This window comes from Methylobacterium sp. 22177 (assembly GCF_052045615.1).
Lineage (GTDB): Bacteria > Pseudomonadota > Alphaproteobacteria > Rhizobiales > Beijerinckiaceae > Methylobacterium > Methylobacterium radiotolerans.
On sequence record NZ_JBQEPK010000027.1, the window covers coordinates 1 to 23765 of the forward strand.

A 23765-nucleotide genomic window follows, 5' to 3' on the forward strand; every position below is an offset into this window, starting at 1 on the left:
ATGGGCAAGGAAAAGTTCTCCCGCACCAAGCCGCACTGCAACATTGGCACGATCGGCCACGTCGATCACGGCAAGACGTCTCTGACGGCTGCGATCACGAAGGTTCTGGCCGAGACGGGCGGGGCGACGTTCACGGCCTACGACCAGATCGACAAGGCGCCTGAGGAGAAGGCGCGCGGGATCACGATCTCGACGGCGCACGTGGAGTACGAGACGCAGAACCGTCACTACGCGCACGTCGACTGCCCCGGCCACGCCGACTACGTGAAGAACATGATCACGGGCGCGGCGCAGATGGACGGCGCGATCCTGGTTGTGTCGGCGGCCGACGGCCCGATGCCGCAGACCCGCGAGCACATCCTGCTGGCCCGCCAGGTCGGCGTGCCGGCGCTGGTGGTGTTCCTCAACAAGGTCGACATGGTCGACGACGAGGAGCTGCTGGAGCTGGTCGAGCTCGAGGTGCGCGAGCTGCTGTCGAAGTACGACTTCCCCGGCGACGACATCCCGATCACCAAGGGCTCGGCGCTGATGGCGCTCGAGGACAAGGAGCCGAAGATCGGCAAGGAGGCGGTCCTGGCGCTGATGGCGACCGTGGACGCCTACATCCCGCAGCCGGAGCGTCCGATCGACATGCCGTTCCTGATGCCGATCGAGGACGTGTTCTCGATCTCGGGCCGCGGCACGGTGGTGACGGGTCGCGTCGAGCGCGGCATCGTGAAGGTGGGCGAGGAAGTCGAGATCGTCGGCATCCGGGCGACCACCAAGACGACGGTGACCGGCGTCGAGATGTTCCGCAAGCTGCTCGACCAGGGCCAGGCGGGCGACAACGTCGGCGTGCTGCTGCGCGGCACGAAGCGCGAGGACGTGGAGCGCGGCCAGGTGGTGTGCAAGCCGGGTTCGGTGAAGCCGCACTCGAAGTTCAAGGCCGAGGCGTACATCCTGACCAAGGAGGAGGGCGGGCGCCACACGCCGTTCTTCACCAACTACCGGCCGCAGTTCTACTTCCGGACCACGGACGTGACCGGGATCTGCACGCTCCCCGAGGGCACCGAGATGGTGATGCCGGGCGACAACGTGACCATGGACGTGGCGCTGATCGTGCCGGTGGCCATGGAGGAGAAGCTGCGCTTCGCCATCCGCGAGGGCGGCCGCACCGTCGGCGCCGGCGTCGTCGCCGCCATCAACGACTGAGCCCGCTGCCGGGGCGGCGCCGCGCGCCGCCCCGCCTCTCCGGCGCCGGTCCCCGTCTCGACGGGGGCCGGCGTCGTCGTTTCGGGGGGCAGAGCCGATCGGCGTCGCTTCCCGGCCGCTTCCCGGCCGCTCCCCGACCCCTTCCCGGCCACTTCCCGCGCGCGACCCCTTGCAAGCCGCGCCGCGATGGGGCATTGGGCGGTGCGCTAGGAGTGTAGCTCAACTGGTCAGAGCGCCGGTCTCCAAAACCGGAGGTTGCGGGTTCGAGTCCCTCCACTCCTGCCAGACATTCAGCCCGATCCCGCGCGGTGGCCCGGTCGACAAGCCGGGGGAGTTGCGCTAGAGCGGGCGCAATCCGAGATCTGAAGCGACCGTCGGTGCGGGCCCATCCGGGTCCTCGGCGCCGACGTTCGCATTCCCGGATGCGGTCTCTGCCTCGGGGCCGAACACGCACAGATACTGGCGCCATGGCATCGAACGAAGCGACCAAGAAGGTGGACCTGGTGCGCGGCGCGGCCCGCGGTCCCGCGAATCCGCCGCCCGCCCGGCCCGCGACCCCTGCCCGCGCGCCGCAGAAGCGCGCCACGCCGGGCGAGTTCTTCGCCCAGGTGCGCGACGAGGCCCGCAAGGTCACGTGGCCGACCCGCCGGGAAACCACGATCACGACGATCATGGTGTTCGTCATGGTCGTGGCCGCGAGCCTGTTCTTCACGGTCGTGGACCAGGCCCTGCGCTTCGTGGTCGGCCTGATCCTGGGCGTCTGAGGGCGGCTCGCCGCCGAACGGGGGTGTCCCCGGGGACTTGTCGGAGTTGAACGGAACCGTGTCGAAGCGCTGGTACATCGTCCACGCCTACTCGAACTTCGAGAACAAGGTCGCCCAGTCCATCAAGGACCAGGCGGCCCAGCGCGGGCTGACCGAGCTGTTCGACGAGGTGATGGTCCCGACCGAGAAGGTCGTGGAGGTGCGCCGCGGCCGGAAGGTCGACGCCGAGCGCAAGTTCTTCCCCGGCTACGTGCTGGTGAAGTGCGACCTCACCGACGAGGTCTACCACCTGATCAAGAACACCCCGAAGGTCACGGGCTTCCTCGGCGCCGACAAGTCGAAGCCGGTGCCGATCCCGGACGCCGAGGCCGAGCGGATCAAGGGCCAGGTCGCCGAGGGCGTCGACCGGCCGAAGCCCTCGATCTCCTTCGAGATCGGCGAGACCGTCCGTGTCGCCGACGGCCCGTTCGCTAGCTTCAACGGCACCGTCGAGGAGATCGACGACGCCCGCTCCCGCCTCAAGGTGGCGGTGTCGATCTTCGGCCGCGCCACGCCGGTCGAGCTCGAATACGCCCAGGTCGAGAAGGCCTGAGCCTCCTGATCGCGGCGGCGCTCCGGCCGCCCGCCCGTTCCGGCCGTCGCCCCGCGGCGGCCGCGAAACCGCCGCATCCCGGTGAGGATGCGGCACCATCCGCGGGAGAACCGCCCGGCTTCGCCTCCGGGATCCACGGCTCGCACCGCGACCTGCAACCGTCCGACCCGCCGCGCTTCAGGCCGCGTGGGGGCGGATTCTCATTGGGAGCAGTCCCATGGCGAAGAAGATCACGGGCTACGTGAAGCTTCAGGTCCCGGCCGGCGCCGCCAACCCGTCGCCGCCGATCGGCCCCGCGCTCGGTCAGCGCGGCCTCAACATCATGGAATTCTGCAAGGCCTTCAACGCGAAGACCGCGCAGATGGAGAAGGGCACCCCGATCCCGGTGATCATCACCGCGTATCAGGACCGCTCCTTCACCTTCGAGATGAAGCAGCCCCCGGTCACCTTCTTCCTGAAGAAGGCCGCCGGCCTGAAGCTCGGCAAGAAGCCGGCCTCCGGCTCCAAGACCCCGGGCAAGGGCCCGACGGTCGGCAAGATCTCGGAAGCGCAGCTCCGCGAGATCGCCGAGAAGAAGATGCCCGACCTCAACTGCGACACGGTCGACTCGGCCGTCGCGATGATCCGTGGCTCCGCGCGGGCCATGGGCCTCGAAGTCGTCGCGTAAGGGAGGGCAGCATGGCTAAGGAAGGCAAGCGCATCCGCGCCGCCCGCGAGGGCATCGAGGCGACCAAGCTCTACGCCCTCGACGAGGCGATCAAGCTGGTGAAGGAGCGGGCGACCGCGAAGTTCGACGAGACCGTCGAGGTCTCGATGAACCTCGGCGTCGATCCCCGCCACGCCGACCAGATGGTCCGCGGCGTCTGCAACCTGCCGAACGGCTCCGGCCGGACGGTGCGCGTGGCGGTCTTCGCCCGCGGCGCGAAGGCGGACGACGCCCGCGCGGCCGGTGCCGACATCGTCGGTGCCGAGGATCTCCTCGAGATCGTGCAGGGCGGCAAGATCGAGTTCGATCGCTGCATCGCGACCCCCGACATGATGCCGCTGGTCGGCCGTCTCGGTAAGGTGCTGGGCCCGCGCGGCCTGATGCCGAACCCGAAGGTCGGCACCGTCACCATGGACGTGAAGGGCGCCGTCGCCGGCGCCAAGGGCGGCTCGGTCGAGTTCCGCGTCGAGAAGGCCGGCATCGTCCACGCCGGCGTCGGCAAGGTCTCGTTCGACGCCGACAAGCTCGTCGAGAACATCAAGGCCTTCGCGGACGCCGTCGCCAAGGCGAAGCCCGCGGGCGCCAAGGGCACCTACGTCCAGCGCATCGCCGTCACCTCGACGATGGGCCCGGGCGTGAAGGTCGAGCCGAACACGGTTCTGACCGCCTGAGGCGAGGCACAGCGTCCACGCTGCGGAGCGCCCGGCCGGGAACGGCCGGGCGTTCTCCGTCGTGGGGGGCTCGCACCGGATCCCGGAGCGGGTCCCGCCGAGAGCCTCCCCGCCGCCCCGGAGCGGGGCGGTGTCGCGCCGCGCGTATCCCCGTCGCGGTTACGAAGGGCGCCGGCGCGATACGGCCCGGGCCTCGGCAGGAAGACAAGCCGCGGTGGCCGCCACCGGGCCCGCGCTCCTCACGCCATTCTTAACCGCCGAGGGGGGCGCCAACGGCCGCGGCTGTGCTAGATAGGGCGCCATGCGATGCACCCTGACGGTCACCTCCAAGCGACGCATCCTGTGCGTCTTTCCCGCCTACACGCCGTCCTTCGGGACATTCTCCCACGCCTACCCGCTGATGGGCGGGGTGAAGGCGTTCATGCCGCCGCAGGGGCTGCTGCTGATCGCGGCCTACATGCCCGAGGCGTGGGAATGCCGGTTCATCGATGAGAATATCCGCCGCGCCGGCCCGGCCGACTTCGCCTGGGCCGACGCGGTCTTCGTCTCCGGGATGCACATCCAGGAGCCGCAGATCCACGACATCCGCGACCGCGCCCGCGCCGCCGGCAAGGTCACGGTGCTGGGCGGCCCCTCGGTCTCGGGCGCCCCGGAGAAGTACGGCGACTTCGACTACCTCCATATCGGCGAGATCGGCGACGCCACCGACCAGCTCGTCGCGCGCCTCGACGGCGACGTCACCCCGCCGCCCGACCAGGTGGTGCTGGAGACGAAGGACCGCCTCGCGCTCGCCGACTTCCCGGCCCCGGCCTACGAGCACGCGCCGCTCAAGCGCTACCTGATCGGCTCGCTGCAGTTCTCCTCGGGCTGCCCCTACCGCTGCGAGTTCTGCGACATCCCGCAGCTCTACGGCCGCCAGCCCCGCCTGAAGAGTCCCGAGCAGATGTGCGCCGAGCTCGACGCCATCGTCAGCCAGCCGGGCCATCCGGCGGTGGTCTACTTCGTCGACGACAATTTCATCGGCAACCGCAAGGCGACGCGCGAGATGCTGCCGCACCTCGTCGCGTGGCAGAAGAAGAACAACTACCCGCTCCAGTTCGCCTGCGAGGCGACGCTGAACATGGCCAAGCAGCCCGAGATCCTCGAGCTGATGCGGCAGGCCAACTTCATGACGGTGTTCGTCGGCATCGAGACGCCGGAGGCGGAGGCGCTCAAGGGCATCGACAAGACCCACAACGCCGCCGTGCCGATGTACGAGGCGATCGAGACCCTCAATTCCTACGGCCTGGAGGTGACTTCCGGCATCATCCTCGGCCTCGACTCCGACACCGACAAGTCCGAGCAGAACCTGATCGACTTCATCGACCGCTCGGCCATCCCGGTCCTGACCATCAACCTGCTCCAGGCGCTGCCCAAGACCCCGCTCTGGGACCGGCTGGAGCGCGAGGGCCGGCTGCTGCACGACGCCAGCCTCGAGTCGAACGTGCTGTTCAAGCGGCCCCACGATTCGGTGGTGTCGAGCTGGCGCCGGGCGATCGCGCACGCCTACGAGCCCGAGAAGATCTTCGAGCGGTTCAAGCACCAGTGCGCGGTGACCTACCCGAACCGGATCACCACGCCGACGGCCGGCAAGCTGACCTTCACCAACCTGCGCCGCGGCCTGATCCTGGGCTTCAACATCATCACCCGGGTCGGGATCTTCTCCGACTACCGCAAGCCGTTCTGGAGCGCGGCCGGCTACGCGCTGAAGCGCGGGCAGATCGAGGCGGTGTTCAACATGGGTTTCGTGGCCCACCACCTGATCCGCTTCACCCGCGAGGCCCTGCGCGGCGAGCACAACGCCTCGTTCTACGCCGCGAAGGCCGCGGAGGCGAAGGCCGCCCGCGACCGGAGCTGGTGGGAGGCGGCGCGGCGCAAGCTCGTGCCGGAGCGCGAGGCGGCGTAGCCCGGGTCCCGGGCCCGTCGGAGCGATGCAGCCGCGGCAGGGCTCCCGAGCAAGTCCTTGCCTGCGGCGGAAAAGTCGCGTTCCGGCCCTTGGCAGGCGGCTTGCTAGGCTCTATACACCGCGCCTCACGCATTTCATCCTCACGGAAGGAGAACGGCCGATCGGCCGGTTTCCGCTCGAAATGTCGCCCGGGCAACCGGGTGGCACTGGCCGGAAGGATCCCAGGGGCGACGAGCCCCGCGGAGCCTTGTCCGGCCATGTCCTGTCCGAGACTGCAGGTGCCGGTTCGCCGGCTTAATCCGCCAGCCTGCACAGACGGGGAAGACCGAATTCGTAAAGCCTCGCCCGGCCCCGGCCGCGGAGGGGTGTCGGTTTGAACCAACTCGCCCGAGGCGGCCCGGAAGGGTGCGCGCGGGGACAGGGCCGCGAAGCGTCGTTCGGACGTTCCCGGTCTTCCTGAAGGCCGAGACCACGTCCGGGCGGCATGTGCAACCGGCGGACCCGAGACCGGGTTCCGCCAACCGGAGAGAGCCCAGTGGACCGGACAGCTAAAGCTGATCTCGTCTCGACGCTCAACGGCGTGTTCAATGAGAGCGCCGTCGTCGTCGTGGCCCACTACAAGGGCCTCACGGTCGCCGACATGCAGAAGCTGCGCGCGCAGATGAAGCAGGCCGGCGCCACCGTGAAGGTCGCCAAGAACAGCCTCGCCGGCATCGCACTCGATGGCACGGACGTCGCCTCCATCAAGCCGCTCCTGAAGGGCCCGACCCTGCTCGCCTATTCCGGCGATCCGGTCGCTGCCGCGAAGGTCGCGGTCGATTTTGCCAAGGCTAACGACAAGCTCGTGATCCTCGGCGGCGCGATGGGGAAGACCGCCCTGAACCCGGACGGCGTGAAGGCGCTCGCCTCGCTCCCGTCCCTCGACGAACTGCGCGCCAAGATCGTGGGCCTCGTGCAGGCGCCCGCGACCAAGATCGCTCAGGTCGTCAACGCGCCGGCTTCCAAGCTCGCCCGCGTGTTCGGGGCCTATGCCAAGAAGGACGAGGCCGCCTGAGGCCCTTCAAAATCCATCCGTTCAAACCGATATCTGAGAGGAATTCAAAATGGCTGATCTCGCCAAGCTCGTCGACGACCTGTCCTCGCTGACCGTGCTCGAGGCCGCTGACCTGGCCAAGATGCTCGAGGAGAAGTGGGGCGTCTCGGCGGCCGCTGCCGTCGCCGTCGCCGCCGGCCCGGCCGCCGGTGGTGCCGCCGCCGCCGTCGAGGAGCAGACCGAGTTCACGGTCGTCCTCGCCTCCGCGGGCGACAAGAAGATCGAGGTCATCAAGGAGGTCCGCGCGATCACCGGCCTCGGCCTCAAGGAGGCCAAGGACCTGGTCGAGGGCGCGCCGAAGCCGGTCAAGGAAGGCGTCGCCAAGGACGAGGCCGAGAAGCTCAAGGCCCAGCTCGAGAAGGCCGGCGCCAAGATCGAGCTCAAGTAAGTCGACGATGGGCCGGTCCCGGCCCATCACCCCACGGAGGCTCCGCGCGAGCCTGTCGTGACCGGAGCCCGCGGGTCAGCGCCCGCGGGCTTTAGGCCGCTTCGGCGGATGGTCCCGCGAGGGACCGGCAAGAGATTCGGATCGGTGGCGCGGCTCGGCGGGGCGCGCGTCACGGCCCGGTGCGGGAGGTCCCTTTCGGGAACGCTTCCCCGGGCGCGAGGCACGCGGGTAGGAGCGAGGTCACATGGCCAACACGCTGGTCGGTCGCAAGCGCATTCGGAAGTTCTTCGGCAAGATCAAGGAAGTTGCCGAGATGCCGAACCTCATCGAGGTTCAGAAGGCGTCCTACGACCAGTTCCTGATGGTCGACGAGCCCGAGGGCGGGCGCGCCGACGAGGGGCTGCAGAGCGTGTTCAAGTCGGTGTTCCCGATCTCCGACTTCGCCTCCACGGCGCTGCTGGAGTTCGTGCGCTACACCTTCGAGGCGCCCAAGTACGACGTGGACGAGTGCCGCCAGCGCGGCATCACCTTCGCGGCGCCGCTGAAGGTCACGCTGCGCCTCATCGTGTTCGATGTCGATCCCGACACCCAGGCCAAGTCGGTCAAGGACATCAAGGAGCAGGACGTCTACATGGGCGACATGCCCCTGATGACGGAGAACGGCACCTTCATCGTCAACGGCACCGAGCGCGTCATCGTCTCGCAGATGCACCGCTCGCCGGGCGTGTTCTTCGACCACGACAAGGGCAAGACCCACTCCTCGGGCAAGCTCCTGTTCGCCGCCCGCATCATCCCGTACCGGGGCTCCTGGCTCGACGTCGAGTTCGACGCCAAGGACATCGTGCACGTCCGCATCGACCGGAAGCGCAAGCTGCCGGCGACGTCGCTGCTCTACGCGCTCGGCCTCGACGGCGAGGAGATCCTGTCGACCTTCTACAACAAGGTCGTCTACGACCGGGACGGCGCCGACTGGCGCGTGCCGTTCGACGCCGAGCGCATGAAGGGCATGAAGGCGACCGTCGACCTGATCGACGCCGATTCCGGCGAGGTCGTGCTCGAGGCCGGCAAGAAGCTCAACGCCCGCAACGCCCGCCAGATCACCGAGAAGGGCACCAAGTTCCTCAAGGCGACCGACGAGGATCTCGTCGGCCAGTACGTCGCCGAGGACCTCGTCAACGCCCAGACCGGTGAGATCTGGGCCGAGGCCGGCGAGGAGGTCACCGACAAGCTCCTGAAGAGCCTGGAGGAGGTCGGGATCACCGAGCTGCCGGTGCTCGACATCGACCACGTCAACATCGGCCCGTACATCCGCAACACGCTGGCGGTGGACAAGAATTCCAACCGCGAGGGCGCGCTGTTCGACATCTACCGGGTCATGCGCCCGGGCGAGCCGCCGACCCTCGAGACCGCCGAGGCGATGTTCCACTCGCTGTTCTTCGATTCCGAGCGCTACGACCTCTCGGCGGTCGGCCGCGTGAAGATGAACATGCGTCTCGACCTCGACGCCGCCGACACGGTCCGCACCCTCCGCAAGGAGGACATGCTGGCGGTGGTCAAGGCGCTCGTGGAGCTGCGCGACGGCAAGGGCGAGGTCGATGACATCGACCACCTCGGCAATCGCCGCGTCCGCTCGGTGGGCGAGCTCATGGAGAACCAGTACCGTCTGGGCCTCCTGCGCATGGAGCGCGCCATCCGCGAGCGCATGAGCCAGGTCGACATCGACACGGTCATGCCGCAGGACCTGATCAACGCGAAGCCCGCGGCCGCGGCCGTGCGCGAGTTCTTCGGCTCGTCGCAGCTGTCGCAGTTCATGGACCAGACCAACCCGCTCTCCGAGGTGACGCACAAGCGCCGCCTCTCGGCGCTTGGCCCGGGCGGTCTGACCCGCGAGCGCGCCGGCTTCGAGGTGCGCGACGTGCACCCGACCCACTACGGCCGCATCTGCCCGATCGAGACGCCGGAAGGCCCGAACATCGGCCTGATCAACTCGCTCGCCACCTTCGCGCGGGTGAACAAGTACGGCTTCATCGAGACCCCGTTCCGCCGCGTGCGCGACGGCGTGGTCACCGACGAGGTCGCCTACCTCTCCGCCATGGAGGAGGCGAAGTACTACGTCGCCCAGGCGAACGCCCAGATGGACGAGAACCGCAAGCTCACGGAGGACCTCGTGGTCTGCCGCCGGGCTGGCGAGGTGATCGTCGTCGGGCCTGAGCGCGTCGACCTCATGGACGTGTCGCCGAAGCAGCTCGTCTCGGTCGCCGCGGCGCTGATCCCGTTCCTCGAGAACGACGACGCCAACCGCGCGCTCATGGGCTCGAACATGCAGCGCCAGGCGGTGCCGCTGGTCCGCGCCGACGCCCCGTTCGTGGGCACCGGCATGGAAGCGGTGGTCGCCCGCGATTCCGGCGCCGCCATCGCGGCCCGCCGGGCCGGCATCATCGATCAGGTGGACGCCACCCGTATCGTCATCCGCGCCACGGAAGAGGCCGACGCCAACAAGCCCGGCGTCGACATCTACCGTCTTCAGAAGTTCCAGCGTTCCAACCAGTCGACCTGCATCACGCAGAAGCCGCTGGTCCGCGTCGGCGAGTTCGTGAAGAAGGGCGAGATCATCGCCGACGGTCCCTCGACCGAGTTCGGCGAGCTGGCGCTCGGCCGGAACGTGCTCGTCGCGTTCATGCCGTGGAACGGCTACAACTTCGAGGACTCGATCCTGCTGTCGGAGCGGATCGTGAAGGATGACGTGTTCACCTCGATCCACATCGAGGAGTTCGAGGTGATGGCCCGCGACACCAAGCTCGGGCCGGAGGAGATCACCCGCGACATCCCGAACGTTTCGGAAGAAGCGCTCAAGAACCTCGACGAGGCCGGCATCGTCTATATCGGTGCCGAGGTGAATGCGGGCGACATCCTCGTCGGCAAGATCACCCCGAAGGGCGAGAGCCCGATGACGCCGGAGGAGAAGCTGCTCCGCGCCATCTTCGGCGAGAAGGCCTCGGACGTGCGCGACACCTCCCTGCGGGTGCCGCCGGGCGTCACCGGCACGATCGTCGAGGTCCGGGTGTTTAACCGCCACGGCGTCGACAAGGACGAGCGCGCCCAGGCGATCGAGCGCGAGGAGATCGAGCGGCTCGCGAAGGACCGCGACGACGAGCAGGCGATCCTCGACCGCAACACCTACGCGCGTCTCGCGGATGTGCTGATCGGTCAGGCGCCGGTGGCCGGGCCGAAGGGCTTCAAGAAGGACACCACGCTCACCCGCGAGCTGATCAACGACTACCCGCGCTCGCAGTGGTGGCAGTTTGCCGTCATCGACGACCGTCTCATGACCGAGATGGAGGCGATGCAGAAGCAGTACGACGAGTCGAAGAAGCGCCTTGAGCAGCGCTTCCTCGACAAGGTCGAGAAGCTGCAGCGCGGCGATGAGCTGCCCCCCGGCGTCATGAAGATGGTCAAGGTCTTCGTGGCGGTGAAGCGCAAGATCCAGCCGGGCGACAAGATGGCCGGCCGTCACGGCAACAAGGGTGTCGTGTCGCGGATCGTGCCGATCGAGGACATGCCGTTCCTGGAAGACGGGACGCACGCCGACATCGTGCTCAACCCGCTGGGCGTGCCCTCGCGCATGAACGTCGGGCAGATCCTGGAGACGCACCTGGGCTGGGCGGCTGCGGGCCTGGGTCGCAAGGTGTCGAAGGCGGTGGATGCCTATCTGAAGACCCAGGACATCGCGCCGCTGCGGGAGGAGATGAAGGCGATCTACTCCCCCGGCGAGCTCGACGGCCTGACGGACGAGGAGCTGGCCGAGGCCGGCAACAACGTCCGCCGCGGCGTGCCGATGGCCACCCCGGTCTTCAACGGCGCCAAGGAGGCCGACATCGAGCAGATGCTGGAGATGGCCGGGCTGGACCGCTCGGCGCAGTCGACGCTCTACGACGGGCGCACCGGCGAGCCCTTCGACCGCAAGGTCACCATGGGCTACATCTACATGCTGAAGCTCCACCACCTCGTGGACGACAAGATCCACGCGCGCTCGATCGGCCCGTACTCGCTCGTCACCCAGCAGCCGCTGGGCGGCAAGGCGCAGTTCGGCGGCCAGCGCTTCGGCGAGATGGAGGTCTGGGCGCTCGAGGCCTACGGCGCGGCCTACACGCTGCAGGAGATGCTCACGGTGAAGTCGGACGACGTGGCCGGCCGCACCAAGGTCTACGAGGCGATCGTCCGCGGCGACGACACGTTCGAGGCCGGCATCCCCGAGTCGTTCAACGTGCTCGTCAAGGAGATGCGCTCGCTCGGCCTCAACGTCGAGCTCACCTCCTCCAAGAAGGCGGCCAACGACCAGCTGGAGCCGCCGGCGGACGCGGCCGAGTAAGAGAGAACCACACCTCCCGTGGCGGCGGGTCACCGCCGCCACGGTCGAGCGGGAAGGGGAGGGGCCTTCCGAGGTTGGACGACGGTGAGCAGCGCCCGCGCGGGGCGCGGCGCCGGATCTTTTTCAGGACGCGGTGGCCCGGCGCGGGGCTGCCGGCGTCAACAAGGAGCGGATCATGAACCAAGAGGTCATGAACCTTTTCAACCAGCAGGCCCAGCCGGTCAGCTTCGACCAGATCAAGATCTCGATCTCGTCCCCGGAGAAGATCCTCTCCTGGTCGTACGGCGAGATCAAGAAGCCCGAGACCATCAACTACCGGACCTTCAAGCCCGAGCGCGACGGCCTGTTCTGCGCGCGCATCTTCGGACCGATCAAGGACTACGAGTGCTTGTGCGGCAAGTACAAGCGCATGAAGTACAAGGGCGTCATCTGCGAGAAGTGCGGCGTCGAGGTCACCCTCGCGCGCGTCCGGCGCGACCGCATGGGCCACATCGAGCTGGCCGCCCCCGTCGCGCACATCTGGTTCCTGAAGTCGCTGCCGAGCCGCATCGGCCTGCTGCTCGACATGGCGCTCAAGGACCTCGAGCGGATCCTGTACTTCGAGTCGTACTGCGTCATCGAGCCGGGCCTCACCCCCCTGAAGGAGCGTCAGCTCCTGTCGGAGGAGGAGTACCTGCGCGCGCAGGAGGAGTACGGCGAGGACAGCTTCACGGCCATGATCGGCGCCGAGGCCATCCGGCGCATCCTGCAGGAGCTCGACCTCGACAAGATCGCCAACGACCTGCGCGAGGAGATCGCGGTCACCACCTCGGAGCTGAAGCCCAAGAAGCTCCTGAAGCGGCTCAAGATCATCGAGGCCTTCCAGATGTCCGGCAACAAGCCGGAATGGATGATCCTCACGGTCGTGCCGGTGATCCCGCCGGACCTGCGCCCGCTGGTCCCGCTGGACGGCGGCCGCTTCGCGACCTCCGACCTGAACGACCTGTACCGCCGCGTCATCAACCGCAACAACCGCCTGAAGCGGCTGATCGAGCTGCGCGCGCCCGACATCATCATCCGCAACGAGAAGCGGATGCTGCAGGAGGCGGTCGACGCCCTGTTCGACAACGGCCGCCGCGGCCGCGTCATCACGGGCGCCAACAAGCGCCCGCTGAAGTCGCTCGCCGACATGCTGAAGGGCAAGCAGGGCCGGTTCCGCCAGAACCTGCTCGGCAAGCGCGTCGACTACTCGGGCCGCTCGGTCATCGTGGTCGGCCCGGAGCTGAAGCTGCACCAGTGCGGCCTGCCCAAGAAGATGGCGCTGGAGCTGTTCAAGCCGTTCATCTACGCGCGCCTCGACGCCAAGGGGTTCTCGGCCACCGTCAAGCAGGCCAAGAAGCTCGTCGAGAAGGAGAAGCCGGAGGTCTGGGACATCCTCGATGAGGTGATCCGCGAGCACCCGGTGATGCTGAACCGCGCGCCGACGCTGCACCGCCTCGGCATCCAGGCCTTCGAGCCGAAGCTGATCGAGGGCAAGGCGATCCAGCTGCACCCGCTGGTCTGCGCCGCGTTCAACGCCGACTTCGACGGCGACCAGATGGCCGTGCACGTCCCGCTGTCGCTCGAGGCGCAGCTGGAAGCGCGCGTCCTGATGATGTCGACCAACAACATCCTGCACCCGGCCAACGGTCAGCCGATCATCGTGCCGTCGCAGGACATCGTGCTCGGCCTCTACTACCTGTCGATCGTGGCCGAGGGCGCGCCGGGCGAGTACAAGCCCGACAACGCCAAGAACCCGATGCAGGGCGTCTACGGCGACATGGGCGAGCTCGAGCACGCCCTGGCCGCCAAGGCCGTGTCGCTGCACTCGAAGATCAAGTGGCGCTGGACCGGCATCGGCCCGGACGGCGAGCCCCTGACCAAGACCTACGAGACCACCCCCGGCCGCGTGATCCTCTCCGGCGCTCTGCCGAAGCACGCCAAGGTGCCCTTTGACGTCGTCAACAAGCTGATGACCAAGAAGGAGATCTCGGCGATGATCGACACCGTCTACCGCCACTGCGGTCAGAAGGAGTCGGTGATCTTCTGTGACCGGATCATGGCGCTCGGCTTCAACCACGCGTTCAAGGCCGGCATTTCGTTCGGCAAGGACGACATGGTCGTGCCGGAGAACAAGTGGTCGATCGTCGACACGACCCGCGCGCTCGTGAAGGATTACGAGCAGCAGTACAACGACGGCCTGATCACCCAGGGCGAGAAGTACAACAAGGTGGTCGATGCCTGGGCCAAGTGCTCGGACAAGCTGGCCGCCGAGATGATGGGCCGCATCTCCAGCGTCCAGAAGGACGAGAAGGGTGCGGACAAGCAGGTCAACTCGATCTACATGATGAGCCACTCGGGTGCCCGTGGCTCGCCTGCCCAGATGAAGCAGCTCGCGGCGATGCGCGGCCTCATGGCCAAGCCGTCGGGCGAGATCATCGAGACCCCGATCATCTCGAACTTCAAGGAAGGTCTGGACGTGCTGGAGTACTTCAACTCCACGCACGGTGCCCGTAAGGGCCTCGCCGACACCGCGCTGAAGACCGCCAACTCCGGCTACCTGACCCGCCGCCTCGTCGACGTGGCGCAGGACGCGGTCATCCGCGAGGTGGATTGCGGCACGACGAGCGGCATCAAGATGCGCGCCATCGTGGATGCCGGCCAGGTCGTGGCGACGCTCGCCACCCGCATCCTCGGCCGCGCCACGGCGGAGGATCTGGTGGCCGCCGACGGCACGGTGATCGTCAAGACCGGCGAGACCATCGAGGAGCGGCACCTGCCGGCGATCAACGCCGCCGGCATCCAGGAGGTGAAGATCCGCTCGGTGCTGGTCTGCGCGACCAAGAGCGGCGTCTGCGCCACCTGCTACGGGCGCGACCTCGCCCGCGGCACGCCCGTCAACATGGGCGAGGCCGTCGGCGTCATCGCGGCGCAGTCGATCGGCGAGCCGGGCACGCAGCTCACGATGCGCACCTTCCACATCGGTGGTGCGGCCCAGATCGCCGACTCGTCCTTCATCGAGTCGAGCTTCGAGGGCACGATCAAGATCCGCAACCGGGCCGTGGCCAAGAACACGGACGGTGACCTGATCGCCACCGGCCGCAACGTGGCGGTCGTCATCGTCGGGTCGGACGGGGTCGAGCGGGCGGTCCACCGCCTGCAGTACGGCGCCAAGCTCCGGGTCGACGAGGGTGACAAGATCAAGCGCGGGCAGCGGATCGCCGAGTGGGATCCCTACACCCGTCCGATCCTCACCGAGGTGGACGGCATCGTGGCCTACGAGGATCTGGTCGACGGCCAGTCCATGACCGAGACCACCGACGAGTCGACCGGCATCGCCAAGCGCGTCGTCGTCGACTGGCGCGGCTCGGCCCGGACCTCGGACCTGAAGCCCGCGATGGTCGTGGTCGACCGGGACGGCAAGGCGCTCAAGCTGCCGCGCGGCTCGGACGCCCGCTACTTCCTGCCGGTCGACGCCATCATCGGCTTCGACCCGGGCGCGACGGTCAAGGCCGGCGACATCCTCGCCCGCGTCTCGACCGACTCGGCCAAGACCCGCGACATCACCGGCGGTCTGCCGCGGGTGGCGGAGCTGTTCGAGGCGCGGCGCCCGAAGGACGCGGCGATCATCGCCGAGAAGTCGGGGACCATCGCGTTCGGCCGCGACTACAAGAACAAGCGTCGGCTCACGCTGACGCCGCATGACGGCTCGGAGGCGGTCGAGTACCTGATCCCGAAGGGCAAGCACATCCACCTGCAGGACGGCGACGTGGTCGAGCTCGGCGATTACATCGTCGACGGCAACCCGGCGCCGCACGACATCCTGGCGATCAAGGGCGTGGAGGAACTCGCGGCCTACCTCGTCAACGAGATCCAGGAGGTCTACCGGCTGCAGGGCGTGTCGATCAACGACAAGCACATCGAGGTGATCGTCCGTCAGATGCTGCAGAAGGTCGAGGTGACCGACGGCGGCGACTCGGACATCCTCTCGGGCGACCAGATCGATCGCACGGAGCTGACCGACTACAACGAGAAGCTGCTCGCCGAGGGCAAGAAGCCGATCCAGGGCGTCCCGGTCCTGCTCGGCATCACCAAGGCTTCGCTGCAGACGAAGTCGTTCATCTCGGCGGCCTCGTTCCAGGAGACCACCCGCGTCCTCACCGAGGCGGCGGTCAACGGAAAGGTCGACACGCTGGAAGGCCTGAAGGAGAACGTCATCGTCGGCTCGCTCATCCCGGCCGGCACGGGCTCGATGGTGGCGGACATCCGCTCCATCGCCCGCCGCCGCGACGCGATGATCCTGCAGCAGAAGCAGGCCGAGAGCGGCGCGATGCCGGTCGAGGAGCTTCCGCCGGCCGCTGCCGAGTAAGATCACGGGTCGGACTGAGACGAGAGAGGGCGGCCTGCGGGCCGCCCTTTCCTTTTGTGGCGCGCCTTTCTCGGCGCGGCCGACTTTGCGGGCGCCGCGAAGCGATCCAGGGCGGCACCGCGAGTCCCGACGTCCCGCTGCCCTGGGCCCCATCGCTCCGCCCAGGGTGACGGTGAGGGCCGCGTCGACGGCAGCCGCCAACCCGAGCGCGGATCGAGACACCCGCAACCGTGCGGCCTTAACGGCGGCTCAACCATACCGCGCGATAAATCCCGTGCGGCCGCAGAAACACCCTGGAAACGGGGAGGATCGGGCCGGTTCGGGTGCGTGAGTGCGGGTCTGGCGTCGTGGGCACGAGACGAGGACGGGAATCGAGCCTGCGCTGGCTCTCGGCGGCCCTGACGCCCTGGATGGTCGGGCTGGGCCTCCTGGTGTCGTTCACCGCCGATGCCGGCACGGAGAACGCCATCGGGGCGAGCCGGCTCGGCGTGATCGACGCCGGCACGGTCCCGCCGCTGCCGCCCGGCACCGTGCTGATCGGATCGGCGCTCCGCCGCCTCGGGGACGAGCCGCCGCAGGCCGTCTTCAAGACCGGCGCGCACGTCTTCCCGGTGGTGCAGCGGGCCGGCAAGGGCGACCCCGCCCGGCCGCCGGCCGAGAGCTTCGCCCGCCGGGCGGCCAACCTGCGCGAGGCCGGTGGCGCCCTGGTCTTCGGCGACGTCACCGGCAGCGTCACCGGCGTGCTGACGCAGGGCTCCGCCGTCTGGGATCCGGAGTCCGAGCCGGAGGCCGCCTTCGTCCCCGTGCCGGATCTCGGCCTCACCACCGGCAGCGGCACCGCCGCCTCCACGGGCGAGGGGACGGCCGACCTCACCGAGGACGGCGGCCCCGAGCGCTTCGACGGCTCGACTCCGCCGGTGCCCCGCGCCATCGCGCTGTCCTCCACGACGCCGGCACCCGCGGACGCCATCCCGGTCGAGATCGCCGCGGCGAGCCTCGCGCTCCCCGATTTCGCGATCCGCACCGAGCGCCCGGACAATGCCCAGCCGGTGCCCGAGGACGCGCGCCGGCGCTACGCCGACCTGATCGACCCGAACGCCCTCGACAAGGAGCAGCGCTGCCTCTCGGAGGCGGTCTATTTCGAGGCCCGGAGCGAGCCCGAGGCCGGCCAGGCCGCCGTCGCCCAGGTGGTGCTCAACCGGGTGAAGAGCGGCCTCTACCCGGCGAGCGTCTGTGGCGTCGTCTACCAGAACCGGCACCACTACATGGGCTGCCAGTTCTCCTTCGCCTGCGAGGGCAAGTCCCTGCGCATCACCGACGCCGGCGCCTGGGAGAGCGCCACCCGCATCGCCCGCTCGGTGATCGAGGGCCGGACCTACCTCGCCGAGGTCGGCGCCGCGACCCACTACCACGCCGACTACGTGCGCCCGGGCTGGGCCCGCCGCCTGCGCAAGATGGACGTGATCGGCCGGCACATCTTCTACCAGCTCCGGGCCGGCCAGACCTGACCCCAGCCGGATCCGGCTTCGTAAGAGAGACTGTGGAAGATCCGAACAATCCTACCTAGGTAGGCGACGTCTAAGCAGTCGAAACCAAGGGTTAATTTTACCTTCGTTCCCGATAATGCTTGCGCGCCGGGCAACGAGTCTGGCCTCTGGTACGTCGAGACGAGCGCCGCGTCCGCGCCGCGTCTCGTAGTAATGCGTATCAGAGGACTCCCATGACCGCGCCGGTCGCTCGCACCGCTCTCCTCGCCGCCGCCCTCGGCGGCGCGCTCCTCGCTGCACCCGCCCAGGCCGGCGGCTGCTACGGCTCCGAATGCTATCGCCGCGTCGTCACGCCGCCGGTCTACGACACCGTGCAGGAGAACGTGCTGGTGCGTCCGCCCCGCACGGTCTACCGCACCACGCCGCCGGTCTACGACACGGTGTCGGAGCGCGTGATGGTCTCGCCCGGCGGCCGCTACTGGCAGACCAGCCGCGGCCCCGGCGGCGAGCTGATCGGCTGCTGGGTGACCACGCCGCCGCGCTTCGCCGTCCGCACCCGGACCGTGCTGATCCGCCCGGCGCAGACGATCCCCGAGACGATCCCGCCGGAATACGCCAGCGTCAGCCGCCGCGTCCTCGTGGCGCCCGCCCGGGCCGGCTGGGCGCCGATCGGCGGGGGGTACGGCTACCGGCCCGCGGCCTACGGTGGCCCGGTCGTCGGCTCGATCCCGGACGCCCTCGGCATCACCGGGGCCAGTTCGTCGGATATCGGCGTCGGTCTCGGCTTCTACACGGGCAGCCGGTACGAGGGATACTGAGCCGGCAGCGACCGCCGTCGCCTTGATTCCGGGCGGCCCGGCCACACCTCACCGCGCAGCACGGGAGGTGACGATGGGGACGTTCAAGGCCTGGGTGGTCGAGAAGAACGAGGCCGGCCAGAGCCTCGCCTTCAGGGATTTCGACGACGCCGACCTGATGGACGGCGACGTCACCGTGCGGGTGACGCACTCGACCCTGAACTACAAGGACGGCCTCGCGCTCACCGGCAAGTCGCCGGTGGTGCGCCGCTTCCCGATGATCCCCGGCATCGACTTCTCGGGGATCGTCGAGACCTCGGACCATCCGGAGTACCGGCCGGGCGACGCGGTCGTGCTCACCGGCTGGGGCGTCGGCGAGACGCATCTCGGCGCCTACGCGCAGCGCGCCCGGGTCAGGGGCGACTGGCTGGTGCCGCTGCCCCGGGGACTCACGGCCGAGCAGGCCATGGCGGTGGGCACCGCCGGCTACACGGCGATGCTGTGCTGCATGGCGCTGGACGCCCACGGCGTGAGGCCCGAGCACGGCCCGGTCATCGTCACCGGCGCCTCGGGCGGCGTCGGCTCCGTCGCGGTGGCGCTCCTCGCCCGGGCGGGCTGGCACGTGATCGCCTCCACCGGCCGGGACGGCGAGTCCGACTACCTGAGAGGGCTCGGCGCCGCCGAGATCCTCGACCGGGCCGAACTGTCCAAGCCCGGAAAGCCGCTGGGCAAGGAGCGCTGGGCCGCGGGCGTCGACGCCGTGGGCTCCACGACCCTCGCCAACGTCCTCGCCATGACCCGGGCGGACGGCGCCGTCGCGGCCTGCGGGCTGGCGCAGGGCATGGACCTGCCGACCTCGGTGGCACCCTTCATCCTCCGCGGCGTCTCGCTGCTCGGCATCAACAGCGTGACGACCCCGCAGAAGAAGCGGCGCGAGGCCTGGGCGCGCCTCGCCCGGGAACTCGACCTCGGCAAGCTCGCCGCCATGACCAGCAGGGTCCGTCTGGAGGAGGTCGGCCGGCTCGGCGACGAGATCCTGGCCGGCAAGGTCCGGGGCCGGACCGTGGTGACGGTGGCGTAGGGCCGGCGCCCGTCAGGCGGCTTTCCGGGCCTGCAGCAGGTAGCTCATCGGCAGGAGCCGGTCGGCGGCGAGCACGTCGCAGGCCGTCGTGCTGATGTTGTCCGGAAACTCCCGGAACCGCTCGATCGCGAGGCCCGCACCGATCAAGGTCTCGATCAGCGCCCCGAGGGGGTGGGCGAACCAGTAATGCGGTCCGACCCGCGGGGCCGGGCCGTCCCCGTACACGATGGCGTCCTCGCCCACGAACGGCGCCGTGCGGAAATAGGAGTGCCGAACCAGGAGCGGCTGCTCCGCCCGCGGCTCGAACATGTTCACGACGGGATGCTCCTCGTGGATGAGGATCCGGCCGCCCGACCGCAGGAGGCGCGCCGCCACGGCGAGGAAGCGCGGCAGGTCGGGCATCCAGCCCAGCACGCCGATGGTGATCACCGCGAGGTCGTAGGCCCCGTCGTGCTCCGCGTCGATCGCGTGCACGTCGCCCGCGACGAAGCGGCAGTCGCGCCCGGCGATGCGGGCGAGGTCCCTGGCCTGGGCGAGGAACGCCTCCGACTGGTCGAAGCCGGTCGCCGACCGGGCGCCGAGATTCATCAGCGACACCGTCTCCCGGCCGTTGTTGCAGCAGAGTTGCGCGACCGAGGCCCCGGCGAGCCCGACCGCCCGCAGGGCCGCCTCCATCGGGGGATCGAAGCAGGAGAAGCCGGGATCCTGCGCGAAGTGCTGCGTCAGCCGATGCCACGACGGGTCGCTCCGGTGCAGGGGCGCCGAGGCATCCCAGGCCTGGCGGTTGGCGGCGACGACCTCGGCGGCGGACAGGGACGACATCGTTGGCTCCGCGTGAATCGCCGGAGAATCTAGCGAGCGGTGCCCGGGTCGCGCCACGGCGAAAACACCGGGCGGGCCGAGCACCCGTCGCGGGAACCTTTGCCGTAGCTCGCGTGTTGGCGTCTTCATGAGCGTCGCATTCGTCAAAGAGCCCGAGGGTGGGGAAGCGTTCGAGAATCTGCCGGATCGGCCGATCTCGCCGCACACGAACTTCGTCACGCCGGAGGGCCTCGCGCAGATCGAGGCCGAGGTCGCGCGCCTCGAGAAGGAGGTCGCCTCGCTGGATCCCGCCGACAAGGCGGAGGATTCCCGCATCGGGCGCGACCTGCGCTACTGGGCGGCCCGGAAGAACACCGCGCAGCTCGTGGAGCCCAAGGGCGGCGACACCGTGCAGTTCGGGTCCACCGTCACGGTGGTCCGCGAGGACGAGTCCGGCAAGGAGACCCGGCAGACCTTCCGGATCGTCGGCGAGGACGAGGCCGACCCGCACAAGGGCTCGATCTCGTACGTGGCGCCCCTCGCCCGGGCGATCACCGGCAAGACGATCGGCGACGTGGTCGAGGTGAACGGCCACGAGGTCGAGGTGCTCGAGATCCGCTGAGCCGGATCAGCGGCCCTCGAAGCGCGCCCGCAGCGGCAGCAGCGCCTCGGCGACGTGCTCCATGAAGGCCCGGACCCGCGCCGCGTGGCGCAGGTCCGGATGCGTCAGGATCCAGAGGTCCGCCCCGAGTTCGGGGTGCGGCCCGGACAGGCGGCGCAGCGCCGGGTTCACGTCGGCCGTGAAGCAGGGGAGCGGGCCGATGCCGAGGCCGGCCTCGACCGCCGCCTCCAGGCCCGGCACCGCGTTGATCCGCAGGCGGACACGGTCGGACGGCGCCCGCGCCTCCACGAACCGCGTGAGCGAGCCCCCCGCCACCAGCGGCCCCGGGCTGATCCAGGCCTCCCGGGCCAGGTCGCCGTAGGCGCGATCGGCGCGGCCGTAGACCGCCCACGCGGTGAGGGCCAGTCGACGCCCGACCAGGGTCTCGCTCGGTTCCCGGCTGATCCGGATCGCCACGTCGGCGTCGCGCCGGGAGAGGTTGAGGGTCGCCTCCGCGAGGATGAGCTCGATCCGGATCTCCGGGTAGCGCTCCGCGAAGCTCGCCAGCATCGGCATCAGCAGCTCGGCGGCGAAGCCCGCCGGTGCGGTCACCCGCAGCTCGCCGGACGGCGTCTCGCCCTGTCCCGCCACCGCGCGGGCGAACCGCGTCACGTCCGTCTCGATGCGCCCGGCCGCGTCGACCATCGCCTGCCCGGCCGCGGTCGGCACGTAGCCCGTGCGCAGCCGCTCGAACAGGCGCGTGCCGAGCCGCGCCTCCAGGGCGGCGAGACGCCGGAATGCCGTCGAGTGGTTGATGCCGAGCTCGGCCGACGCCGCGGTCAGGCCGCCCCGGTCGGCCACCGCCTTCACGAACCGGAAGTCGTCCCAGTCGAGCTCCACGCCGGATCCTTGCATCTGCGCAAGGTTAGTCTTGCAGGTCGGGGCATTCTTGCAAGACGGCAAATGCGCGATGCAGGGGCCAGCCGCCGGCCGACGATTCGGCCGGACGTCCGACAGGCAGGAGAGACCACACATGGCGAAGGTTCTGGTGCTGTACTACTCGACCTACGGTCACGTGGAGCAGATGGCCTACGCCGTCGCCGAGGGCGCCCGCGAGACGGGGGCCGAGGTCGTCGTGAAGCGCGTGCCCGAGCTGGTGCCGGAGGAGGTCGCCCGGCAGAACCACTTCAAGCTGGATCAGGCGGCGCCGGTCGCGACCGTCGCCGAGCTCGCCGACTACGACGCGATCATCTTCGGCACGCCGACCCGCTACGGCAACATGGCCTCGCAGATGAAGCAGTTCATCGACCAGACCGGCGGGCTCTGGATGAAGGGCGCGCTGGTCGGCAAGGTCGGCTCCGTCTTCACCTCCACGGCCTCGCAGCACGGCGGCCAGGAGACGACGCTGACGAGCTTCCACACGGTCCTGTTCCACCACGGCATGGTTGTGGTCGGCCTGCCCTACAGCTTCCAGGGACAGGCGGGCGTCGAGGCGGTGAAGGGCAACACGCCCTACGGCGCCAGCACGATCGCAGACGGCGACGGGTCGCGCCAGCCGAGCGCCGTCGAGCTGGAGGGCGCGCGGTTCCAGGGGCGCCACGTGGCCGGCATCGCGGCCAAGCTGGCCCGGGACTGAGGAGCCAAGAAAAAAGGCTCGGATTGCTCCGAGCCTGAAAGGAAAAAGGCCATTGGGGGCTGAGAAGGCCTTCGTGATCAGTAAACGGGTCAGGCCGAACTCTGTTCCGCTGCCGGCGAAAATTTCTCCGCCGTCAGCGGGGCGCGGCCGCCCGGGCGAGGCGATCCCGGATCGCCTCGCCGAGGCCGTCCTCGGGGATCGGCGCCACCGCGATGGTCTCGGCCCCCGAGGCGTCGAGGTCGCGCAGGGCGCCGAACAGCCGGGCAGCGGCCTCTGCGGGATCGCCCGCCGGGCTCAGGTTGAGACTGGCCCGCGCGGTCTCGTGACCGGCCGGGGGGCGGGGCCCGAACAGCAGGGCCGCCTCGCCGGGCTCGACCCGCACCGCGTCGAGGCGGACCCGCGCCCGCGGCGCGTAGTGCGAGGCGAGCATGCCCGGGCCCGCCGGCCGGTCGGCATCCGCCGCCCCGGGCGCCGCCGGATCGCGACCGAGCACGTCGCGGAGCGCCGCCCGGGTGATCCCGCCGGGCCGCAGCAGCCGCGGCGGGCCGCCGAGGCAGGCCACCACCGTCGATTCGACGCCGACCGGCGTGTCACCGCCGTCGAGCACCGCGGAGATCCGGCCGGCGAGATCGTCGAGGACGTGGGCGGCCCGGGTCGGGCTCACCCGCCCTGACCGGTTGGCCGAGGGCGCCGCGACCGGCCGCCCGACCTCCGCCAGGAGGTCCCGCGCGAGCGGGTGCGCCGGGACCCGCAGCGCGAGGCTCGGCAGGCCGGCGCGGGCGAGATCGCAGACCCGCGTGCCCGTGTGCGCCGGGACCACCAGGGTCAGGGGGCCGGGCCAGAAGGCCTCCGCGAGGCGGCGCGCCGGCGCGTCGAAGACCCCCTCCGCCAGGGCCGCCGCCGCGTCGGGCAGGTGCGAGATCAGCGGGTTGAAGCGCGGCCGCGCCTTGGCGGCGAAGATGCCCGTCACCGCGGCGGGGTCGGTGGCGTCCGCCCCGAGCCCGTAGACGGTCTCGGTCGGGAAGGCGACGAGACGGCCCGCCCGCAGGAGGGCGGCGGCCTCCGCGAGGCCGGCCGCGTCGGCGGGAAGCCGCCGGGTCGCGGACGGGACCGTTGACCCGGGATCGTTCATGCGGGAAGCCGTCTCCGAGGTCATGGCGGTGCGAGCCCCGCGCGCCTATCCTCGCCCCGCCCTAGCGCCGGTGCGCGGGCGCGGTCAAACCCGCCCCGGATCGAACGCGCGGGCGGGCCGCCAC

General features: G+C 69.6%; 18 protein-coding genes and 1 tRNA gene. 16 read left to right on the top strand and 3 right to left on the bottom strand.

Annotated elements, in window-relative coordinates; translation table 11 throughout:
• From tuf to acuI, 14 genes are all read left to right on the top strand, one after another.
• Positions 1 to 1191: an elongation factor Tu gene (gene tuf / locus ACTJK8_RS21660; RefSeq protein WP_012319185.1), complete on the top strand. Its 1191-nt coding sequence runs from the start codon at positions 1 to 3 to the stop codon at positions 1189 to 1191.
• Positions 1192 to 1399: 208 nt separating this feature from the next.
• Positions 1400 to 1476 (top strand) — tRNA-Trp (locus tag ACTJK8_RS21665).
• 182 nt (positions 1477 to 1658) lie between these two features.
• Entirely contained in the window at positions 1659 to 1955 is a 297-nt protein-coding gene (gene secE, locus ACTJK8_RS21670; RefSeq protein WP_012320779.1) for a preprotein translocase subunit SecE, read from the top strand.
• A 58-nt stretch (positions 1956 to 2013) separates the two neighbouring features.
• Positions 2014 to 2547 carry a transcription termination/antitermination protein NusG gene (gene nusG / locus ACTJK8_RS21675; protein ID WP_012320778.1) on the top strand — a complete coding sequence of 178 codons (534 nt, stop codon included), beginning with the start codon at positions 2014 to 2016 and terminating at the stop codon, positions 2545 to 2547.
• A 217-nt stretch (positions 2548 to 2764) separates the two neighbouring features.
• A complete protein-coding gene (gene rplK / locus ACTJK8_RS21680) occupies positions 2765 to 3214 on the top strand; it encodes a 50S ribosomal protein L11 (RefSeq protein WP_043074305.1) in 450 nt (149 codons plus the stop codon).
• An 11-nt stretch (positions 3215 to 3225) separates the two neighbouring features.
• The gene (rplA, locus tag ACTJK8_RS21685) at positions 3226 to 3924 is read left to right on the top strand and encodes a 50S ribosomal protein L1 (RefSeq protein ID WP_012320776.1); all 699 of its coding nucleotides are present in this window, start codon (positions 3226 to 3228) and stop codon (positions 3922 to 3924) included.
• Positions 3925 to 4225: 301 nt separating this feature from the next.
• A complete protein-coding gene (locus ACTJK8_RS21690; protein ID WP_012320775.1) occupies positions 4226 to 5869 on the top strand; it encodes a B12-binding domain-containing radical SAM protein in 1644 nt (547 codons plus the stop codon).
• 535 nt (positions 5870 to 6404) lie between these two features.
• A complete protein-coding gene (gene rplJ, locus ACTJK8_RS21695; RefSeq protein WP_012320774.1) occupies positions 6405 to 6923 on the top strand; it encodes a 50S ribosomal protein L10 in 519 nt (172 codons plus the stop codon).
• 49 nt (positions 6924 to 6972) lie between these two features.
• Positions 6973 to 7350, top strand: a complete 378-nt coding sequence (rplL, locus tag ACTJK8_RS21700; protein WP_012320773.1) for a 50S ribosomal protein L7/L12 — start codon at positions 6973 to 6975, stop codon at positions 7348 to 7350.
• A 244-nt stretch (positions 7351 to 7594) separates the two neighbouring features.
• On the top strand, positions 7595 to 11719 hold the full coding sequence (gene rpoB / locus ACTJK8_RS21705; RefSeq protein WP_012320772.1) for a DNA-directed RNA polymerase subunit beta: 4125 nt from the start codon (positions 7595 to 7597) through the stop codon (positions 11717 to 11719).
• Positions 11720 to 11894: 175 nt separating this feature from the next.
• The gene (gene rpoC / locus ACTJK8_RS21710; RefSeq protein ID WP_012320771.1) at positions 11895 to 16106 is read left to right on the top strand and encodes a DNA-directed RNA polymerase subunit beta'; all 4212 of its coding nucleotides are present in this window, start codon (positions 11895 to 11897) and stop codon (positions 16104 to 16106) included.
• Positions 16107 to 16516: 410 nt separating this feature from the next.
• Entirely contained in the window at positions 16517 to 17614 is a 1098-nt protein-coding gene (locus ACTJK8_RS21715) for a cell wall hydrolase (protein ID WP_012320770.1), read from the top strand.
• 212 nt (positions 17615 to 17826) lie between these two features.
• Positions 17827 to 18411 (top strand): hypothetical protein, encoded by a 585-nt coding sequence (locus tag ACTJK8_RS21720; RefSeq protein ID WP_012320769.1) that lies wholly within the window; start codon positions 17827 to 17829, stop codon positions 18409 to 18411.
• A gap of 73 nt (positions 18412 to 18484) precedes the next feature.
• The gene (acuI, locus tag ACTJK8_RS21725) at positions 18485 to 19471 is read left to right on the top strand and encodes an acrylyl-CoA reductase (NADPH) (RefSeq protein WP_012320768.1); all 987 of its coding nucleotides are present in this window, start codon (positions 18485 to 18487) and stop codon (positions 19469 to 19471) included.
• A 12-nt stretch (positions 19472 to 19483) separates the two neighbouring features.
• Here the strand turns inward: acuI and ACTJK8_RS21730 are convergent, their stop codons facing one another.
• Entirely contained in the window at positions 19484 to 20293 is an 810-nt protein-coding gene (locus ACTJK8_RS21730; RefSeq protein WP_043074302.1) for a class I SAM-dependent methyltransferase, read from the bottom strand.
• A 127-nt stretch (positions 20294 to 20420) separates the two neighbouring features.
• Between ACTJK8_RS21730 and greA the strand changes: the two genes are divergently transcribed.
• Complete coding sequence (gene greA / locus ACTJK8_RS21735; protein WP_012320766.1) at positions 20421 to 20894, top strand: transcription elongation factor GreA; 474 nt, start codon at positions 20421 to 20423, stop codon at positions 20892 to 20894.
• Positions 20895 to 20900: 6 nt separating this feature from the next.
• Here the strand turns inward: greA and ACTJK8_RS21740 are convergent, their stop codons facing one another.
• Complete coding sequence (locus tag ACTJK8_RS21740; protein WP_012320765.1) at positions 20901 to 21773, bottom strand: LysR family transcriptional regulator; 873 nt, start codon at positions 21771 to 21773, stop codon at positions 20901 to 20903.
• 133 nt (positions 21774 to 21906) lie between these two features.
• On the opposite strand from ACTJK8_RS21740, the gene wrbA reads away from it, so the two are divergent.
• The gene (gene wrbA, locus ACTJK8_RS21745; RefSeq protein WP_012320764.1) at positions 21907 to 22509 is read left to right on the top strand and encodes an NAD(P)H:quinone oxidoreductase; all 603 of its coding nucleotides are present in this window, start codon (positions 21907 to 21909) and stop codon (positions 22507 to 22509) included.
• A gap of 133 nt (positions 22510 to 22642) precedes the next feature.
• Here the strand turns inward: wrbA and ACTJK8_RS21750 are convergent, their stop codons facing one another.
• Positions 22643 to 23641, bottom strand: coding sequence for an L-threonylcarbamoyladenylate synthase (locus ACTJK8_RS21750; protein WP_440762488.1), 999 nt, complete (start codon positions 23639 to 23641; stop codon positions 22643 to 22645).
• Between the last annotated feature and the right edge of the window lie 124 nt (positions 23642 to 23765).

Excerpts from the sequence above, each read along its gene's own strand:
- tuf (WP_012319185.1), top strand. The coding sequence starts at position 1 with ATGGGCAAGGAAAAGTTCTCCCGCACCAAGCCGCACTGCAACATTGGC.
- secE (WP_012320779.1), top strand. The coding sequence starts at position 1,659 with ATGGCATCGAACGAAGCGACCAAGAAGGTGGACCTGGTGCGCGGCGCG.
- rplK (WP_043074305.1), top strand. The coding sequence starts at position 2,765 with ATGGCGAAGAAGATCACGGGCTACGTGAAGCTTCAGGTCCCGGCCGGC.
- rplA (WP_012320776.1), top strand. The coding sequence starts at position 3,226 with ATGGCTAAGGAAGGCAAGCGCATCCGCGCCGCCCGCGAGGGCATCGAG.
- ACTJK8_RS21690 (WP_012320775.1), top strand. The coding sequence starts at position 4,226 with ATGCGATGCACCCTGACGGTCACCTCCAAGCGACGCATCCTGTGCGTC.
- rplL (WP_012320773.1), top strand. The coding sequence starts at position 6,973 with ATGGCTGATCTCGCCAAGCTCGTCGACGACCTGTCCTCGCTGACCGTG.
- rpoB (WP_012320772.1), top strand. The coding sequence starts at position 7,595 with ATGGCCAACACGCTGGTCGGTCGCAAGCGCATTCGGAAGTTCTTCGGC.
- rpoC (WP_012320771.1), top strand. The coding sequence starts at position 11,895 with ATGAACCAAGAGGTCATGAACCTTTTCAACCAGCAGGCCCAGCCGGTC.
- ACTJK8_RS21715 (WP_012320770.1), top strand. The coding sequence starts at position 16,517 with ATGGTCGGGCTGGGCCTCCTGGTGTCGTTCACCGCCGATGCCGGCACG.
- ACTJK8_RS21720 (WP_012320769.1), top strand. The coding sequence starts at position 17,827 with ATGACCGCGCCGGTCGCTCGCACCGCTCTCCTCGCCGCCGCCCTCGGC.
- acuI (WP_012320768.1), top strand. The coding sequence starts at position 18,485 with ATGGGGACGTTCAAGGCCTGGGTGGTCGAGAAGAACGAGGCCGGCCAG.
- ACTJK8_RS21730 (WP_043074302.1), bottom strand. The coding sequence starts at position 20,293 with ATGTCGTCCCTGTCCGCCGCCGAGGTCGTCGCCGCCAACCGCCAGGCC.
- greA (WP_012320766.1), top strand. The coding sequence starts at position 20,421 with ATGAGCGTCGCATTCGTCAAAGAGCCCGAGGGTGGGGAAGCGTTCGAG.
- wrbA (WP_012320764.1), top strand. The coding sequence starts at position 21,907 with ATGGCGAAGGTTCTGGTGCTGTACTACTCGACCTACGGTCACGTGGAG.
- ACTJK8_RS21750 (WP_440762488.1), bottom strand. The coding sequence starts at position 23,641 with ATGAACGATCCCGGGTCAACGGTCCCGTCCGCGACCCGGCGGCTTCCC.